This is a genomic window from Micromonospora sp. NPDC047707 (assembly GCF_040704235.1).
Taxonomy (GTDB): domain Bacteria; phylum Actinomycetota; class Actinomycetes; order Mycobacteriales; family Micromonosporaceae; genus Micromonospora.
On record NZ_JBEYSU010000090.1, the window covers coordinates 1 to 5290 of the forward strand.

Consider the following 5290-nt stretch of genomic DNA (forward strand, 5'->3'; position numbering starts at 1 on the left):
CCCCTCCGGCTGCTGCACCGATTTTTAAAATTCAAATAATTATTTTTTTAACTCGTTCTTGCTAAACCCGCCGGTGCGCACCCCCACCGGCCGGGTGCCGGCCAGCGGCGTTCTGCACACCCGCGGGTTGGCCGGGGCGGGCGGAGCCGGACGTCGCGAGAGCGACCGGACGTGTCTGCCGAGGAACGAAGTCGTGACATCCCATTGACGTCCGTCACGTGAAGGTGATCTGATCGCAGACCCAGAGGATCTTTCACATTTTCATGAACGGATGGGGGCGCCATGTCCAGGTTGCGGCGTACAGTCCTCGCGGCGGGGCTCGCCGTCGTCACGGCGGCACTGTCCACGGCGGTCGTGGCGACCGCGCCGGCGACCGCGGCGCTCCCCACCGCCGCCGTGGCGCTCGGGGACAGCTTCGTCAGCGGTGAGGGCGCCGGGGCGTACACGGCGGTGGTCGACGTCAACGGCACCGCCCAAGGTTTCCCCGGCTGGCGGGCGGCGAACAGCAACGCGTACTTCTGCCACCGCTCGGCGAACGCCTCACTGCACCAGGCGAGCCTCCCCGGCATCCAGGACCGGTTCAACCTGGCGTGCTCCGGGGGCCAGCCGCACGACATCGCCGCTGCCTCGTCGGCCCGCGCCAACGGGCGGCAGGTCGCGGCGCAGCTCGACCAGCTCCGGGCGGTGGGGCGCACCCACGACATCGACGTGGTCCTGCTGGGCCTCGGCTCGAACAACAGCTCCTTCACCTTCGGCGACGTGGCCGAGAAGTGCGCCAACCGGTTCATCGCGGACGCGTGGACCGGCTGGTGGGAGTTCTGGGCGTACCTGAACGGGCCGGTGGAGCAGAAGCCCTGCGCGGACGCCGACCTGGCCACGGCGGCGCAGTTCGACGCCGCGACCGCGGAGACCGTCGCCGCGGTACGCCAACTCCTCGCCACGCTCCGCGAGATCGACGCGGACGGCCAGCACCGGGTCGTGTTCCAGGACTACACCAACCCGCTGCCGCTGGACCTGTACCCGAGTTTCCACACCGAGGACAGCCGGGACGACACCCGGGACAAGTTCCGCGCGCTGGGCGCCGAACGGTACGCGGCCGGCTGCCCGATCCACCGTGCCAGCCTGCCGCCGGGCCACCGCTTCTCGCAGGGCCTCGGCACGCTGGTGAGGTCCACGCGTGACGCTGTCGCCGCCGAGTTCCCCGGCGCCGACCTGGTCTACCTGAACGTGCAGCGGGCGTTCGACGGCGCGCGGCTCTGCGAGACGGCCGCCAGCCCGACGGGCGCCCTGGCCACCCCGATCCGTCTCCAGGACGACCCGCCGACCGGTGTCTTCGTCACCAGCCTCTCCGGGTACGACAAGATCGCCATCCAGCGCATCGCGAACGTGTGCGTGACGTACTTCCAGACCTGTCAGGAGTCGTGGCATCCGAACGCCGCCGGGCACCAGGTGCTGGGCCGGTGCCTGACTGGCGCCGCCACCACCGCCGCCCGCAACGTTTCCTGCGTCCGCAGCCCGGACGGCTCGATCACCGTCTCCTGACGCTCGCTGCCACCCCGGAAACACGTTGGTCATGAGGTTGGCGGCGACGTCGATCGCGGAAACCCCGCCGACCTCATGACCAACGCGACCCGGGGGCGCGGTCACCGGCGTACTGCGGTGCCGAGCACGTGCGGGGTGGCCGGCAGCGGGACCGCCGTCTCCGGGAACGGGAAGCGGTCCAGTTCGGTGATGTGGAAACCGGCCTCCCGGATCGCCGCCGCCGTGTCGCGGCCGGTGTGGCAGCCGCCGCACACCAGCGGCCAGACGGTCGCGTCGACCACCCGCTGCACCCGGCGCAGGCCGGGGCTCTGCGCGCGTACGTGCTCGAAGAAGCGCACCTGCCCGCCCGGCCGCAGGACCCGGCGGGCCTCACGCAGCGCGGCGGCCTGGTCGGCGACCGAGCAGAGCACCAGGGACAGGACGACGGCGTCAGCGGTCCCGTCCGCCACCGGGAGGTCCTCGGCGGTCCCGTCGACCACCTCCACCGGCACGGGGGCGGACGCGGCGGCGACGCGCGCCGCCGCCCGCAGCCGGGGCTCGGGTTCGACGGCCAGCACGTGGCCGACGGCCGGCGGGTAGTGCGCGAAGGCGCGGCCGTTGCCCGCGCCCACCTCGACCACCCGGCCGCTCAGGCCGGCGACCAGCCGGCGCCGGTGCACGGCCACCCCGGCGCGGTCCATCGCGTCCGTCGCTCGTGGATACATCCGGGCGAAGAGTGGACGGGAGTAGCGGGACATCGACCCCTCCGGACGTCGACGGGCGGAGCGTGACCGGACCTCCGTAACGGTAGCCCGCGGTGACCAGGCACTCCGGTCACCGCCTGCTGACCGGATGTGACCATGCGTCAACCGGCCTCCACACGCGACGGACCGGCGGTCCGGAGAAGACGATGATCTACAGGTTAGCGGGAGAAGCCGAGGGTAGGGGACCTGTCATGCGGGTCCTTGGAATCAACGCGATCTTCCACGATCCGGCGGCAGCCCTCGTGGCCGACGGCCGGGTGGTGGCCGCTGCCGAAGAGGAGCGGTTCAGCCGTCGCAAGCACGGGAAGCGTCCCGTGCCCTTCTCCGCGTGGGAGCTTCCGGAGCTCTCCGCCGCCTGGTGCCTGGCCAGCGCCGGGCTGGACGTCGACGACCTCGATGCCGTCGCCTACTCGTTCGACCCGGGCCTGTGCCGCCCGGCGGAGAGCCTCGGGCTCGCCGACCCCTGGGACTGGCTGCGCGTCGAGTACGCGCAGCGCGCCCCGCAGTTCCTCGCCGCCGCCCTGCCCGGCCTCGACCCGGCGAAGGTGCGGTTCGTCCCGCACCACGTGGCGCACGCCGCCTCCGCCGGGCTGGCCGCCCCACCGGGCGGCGACGACACCGCCGTGCTGGTCCTCGACGGGCGCGGCGAGGTGGCCAGCCACCTCGCCGGGGTCTACGCCGACGGCCGGCTCAAGCCCCTGTACGCGCAGGAGCTGCCGCACTCCCTCGGCCTGCTCTACGAGGACCTGACCCGTCACCTGGGCTTCCTGCACTCCAGCGACGAGTACAAGGTGATGGCGCTGGCGTCGTACGGCGAGCCGAAGCACCTCGGCCTGCTCCGCGACCTGATCCGGGTCACCCCGGAGGGCGGCTTCACCGTCGAGCGCATCGACTGGGCGAGCCTGGCGAAGGCGCGTACCGCCGACGGTGAGATGACCGGCGACCACGCCGACCTGGCCGCCAGTGTGCAGGCCCGGCTGGAGGAGGTCGTCCTCGACCTGGCCCGCTGGGTGTACGACGCGTCCGGCGGCGCCTCCACCATCGCGATGGCCGGCGGGGTGGCCCTGAACTGCGTCGCGAACGCACGCCTGGCCGCGCAGGGCCCGTTCCGGCACGTCTGGGTGCAGCCGGCGGCCGGCGACTCGGGTACGGCGCTGGGCGCCGCCCTGCACGTGGCCCGCGACCTCGGTGACCGGCCGGTGCCGATGGGCGGCGCGGACCTGGGTCGTGGCTGGTCGGACGAGGAGCTGGAGGCCGAGCTGCGTCGGGCCGCCCTGCCCTACTTCCGGCCCGACTCGATCGCCGCCGAGGCCGCCCGGGTCCTCGCCGACAACGGCATCGTCGCCTGGTACCAGGGGCGCAGCGAGTACGGCCCGCGGGCCCTCGGCCACCGGTCGCTGCTCGCCCACCCCGGTGACCCGGCCACCACCGCCCGGATGAACGACGTGAAGGGTCGCGAGCAGTTCCGCCCGATCGCCCCGATGGTCCGCGCCGAGCGGGCCGCCGAGGTCTTCGAGGGTGTCTTCCCCAGCCCGTACATGCTCTTCGTCCACAACGTGAAGCCGGAGTGGCGGGACCGCATCCCGGCGGTCACCCACGTCGACGGCACCGCTCGGGTGCAGACCGTGCACGCCGACACCGAACCGCTGGTCGCGGAGATGCTGGCCGGGTTCGAACGGCTCACCGGGCTGCCGGTGGTGGTGAACACGTCGCTGAACACCGCCGGTCGGCCGATGGTCGACACGCCCCGCGAGGCGATGGAGCTGTTCGGCTCCGCACCGGTGGAGCTGCTGGCGATGGGCCCGTTCGCGGTGCGGCGTGGCGCGCTGGGCGGTGGCCGGTGATCAGCGTCGTGGTGCCGACGCTCGGCCGGCCGAGCCTCGCGGCGCTCCTCGACGCGCTCGCGGCACAGGTCGGCGAGCTGCCCGACCCGGAGATCCTGCTGGTCGACGACCGCGGCGACGCCGCCGGTGAGCTGGCCGTGCCGGGGGCGCTGTCCGCGTACGCGAAGGTGCTGACCGGGCCCGGCGCGGGGCCGGCGGCGGCCCGCAACCTGGGCTGGCGCGTTGCCCGTTCCCCCTGGATCGTCTTCCTGGACGACGACGTGGTGCCGGCGGCCGACTGGGCCCGCCGGCTGGTCGCGGACCTCGCGGTCGGTGACCGCGTCGGCGGTGTGCAGGGCCGCGTCGAGGTGCCGCTGCCGGCGGACCGCCGCCCCACGGACTGGGAGCGTGGGACCGCCGGGCTCGCCGTCGGCGCGTGGATCACCGCCGACATGGCGTACCGGCGGGCGGCGCTGGCCGCGGTCGGCGGGTTCGACGAGCGGTTCCCGCGGGCCTACCGGGAGGATGCCGAGCTGGCCCACCGGGTCCGGCGGGCGGGTTGGGACCTGGTCCGCGGGCAGCGGTCGGTGACTCATCCGGTACGCCCCGAGGACCGCTGGGTCAGCCTGCGTGTGCAGCGCGGCAACGCCGACGACGCGCTGCTGCGCCGCCTGTACGGGCCGACCTGGCGCGCGGACCTGGACCTGCCGCCGGGCCGGCGGCCCCGGCACGTCGCGGTCACCGCCGCCGGCGCCGTCGCGGTGGTCGCCGCCGCGCTGTCGCGCACCACCACGGGTACGCGCCGGCGGCTGCTCGGCGTGGTCGCGGCGGCCGGCGCGGCGGCCTGGGCGGCGGGTACGGCGGAGTTCGCCCGTGCTCGCGTCGCGCCCGGGCCGCGCACCGCCGACGAGGTGACCACGATGCTGTTGACCAGCGCTCTGATCCCTCCGCTGGCGGTGACGCACTGGGTACGCGGCTGGTGGCGCGCGCGTGGCGAACGTCGCCAGGCGGCCGGGTGATGTTTCAGCCATCACTTGCCACGGGCAACAGATGCCGCATGGAAATCAATCCGGGTGGTCCGCGCCTCTTCGATGCGGTGTTGCTGGACCGGGACGGGACGTTGGTCGAGGACGTGCCGTACAACGGGGACCCGGAGAAGGTGCGGCCGGTGTCGGGTGCGCG

4 protein-coding genes are annotated in these 5290 nt (G+C 73.7%); 3 read left to right on the top strand and 1 reads right to left on the bottom strand.

The window, feature by feature from the left end:
• The first annotated feature begins 282 nt into the window (after positions 1-282).
• Complete coding sequence (locus tag AB0873_RS31590; protein ID WP_366604379.1) at positions 283-1542, top strand: hypothetical protein; 1260 nt, start codon at positions 283-285, stop codon at positions 1540-1542.
• A gap of 101 nt (positions 1543-1643) precedes the next feature.
• On the opposite strand, the gene AB0873_RS31595 is transcribed toward AB0873_RS31590, so the two are convergent.
• A complete protein-coding gene (locus AB0873_RS31595; protein WP_366604382.1) occupies positions 1644-2246 on the bottom strand; it encodes a class I SAM-dependent methyltransferase in 603 nt (200 codons plus the stop codon).
• Between the two features lie 230 nt (positions 2247-2476).
• On the opposite strand from AB0873_RS31595, the gene AB0873_RS31600 reads away from it, so the two are divergent.
• Positions 2477-4129 carry a carbamoyltransferase C-terminal domain-containing protein gene (locus tag AB0873_RS31600; protein WP_155332990.1) on the top strand — a complete coding sequence of 551 codons (1653 nt, stop codon included), beginning with the start codon at positions 2477-2479 and terminating at the stop codon, positions 4127-4129.
• Positions 4126-5127, top strand: coding sequence for a glycosyltransferase (locus AB0873_RS31605; RefSeq protein ID WP_366604384.1), 1002 nt, complete (start codon positions 4126-4128; stop codon positions 5125-5127). The genes AB0873_RS31600 and AB0873_RS31605 overlap by 4 nt, the downstream gene beginning before the upstream one ends.
• Positions 5128-5290 lie beyond the last annotated feature (163 nt).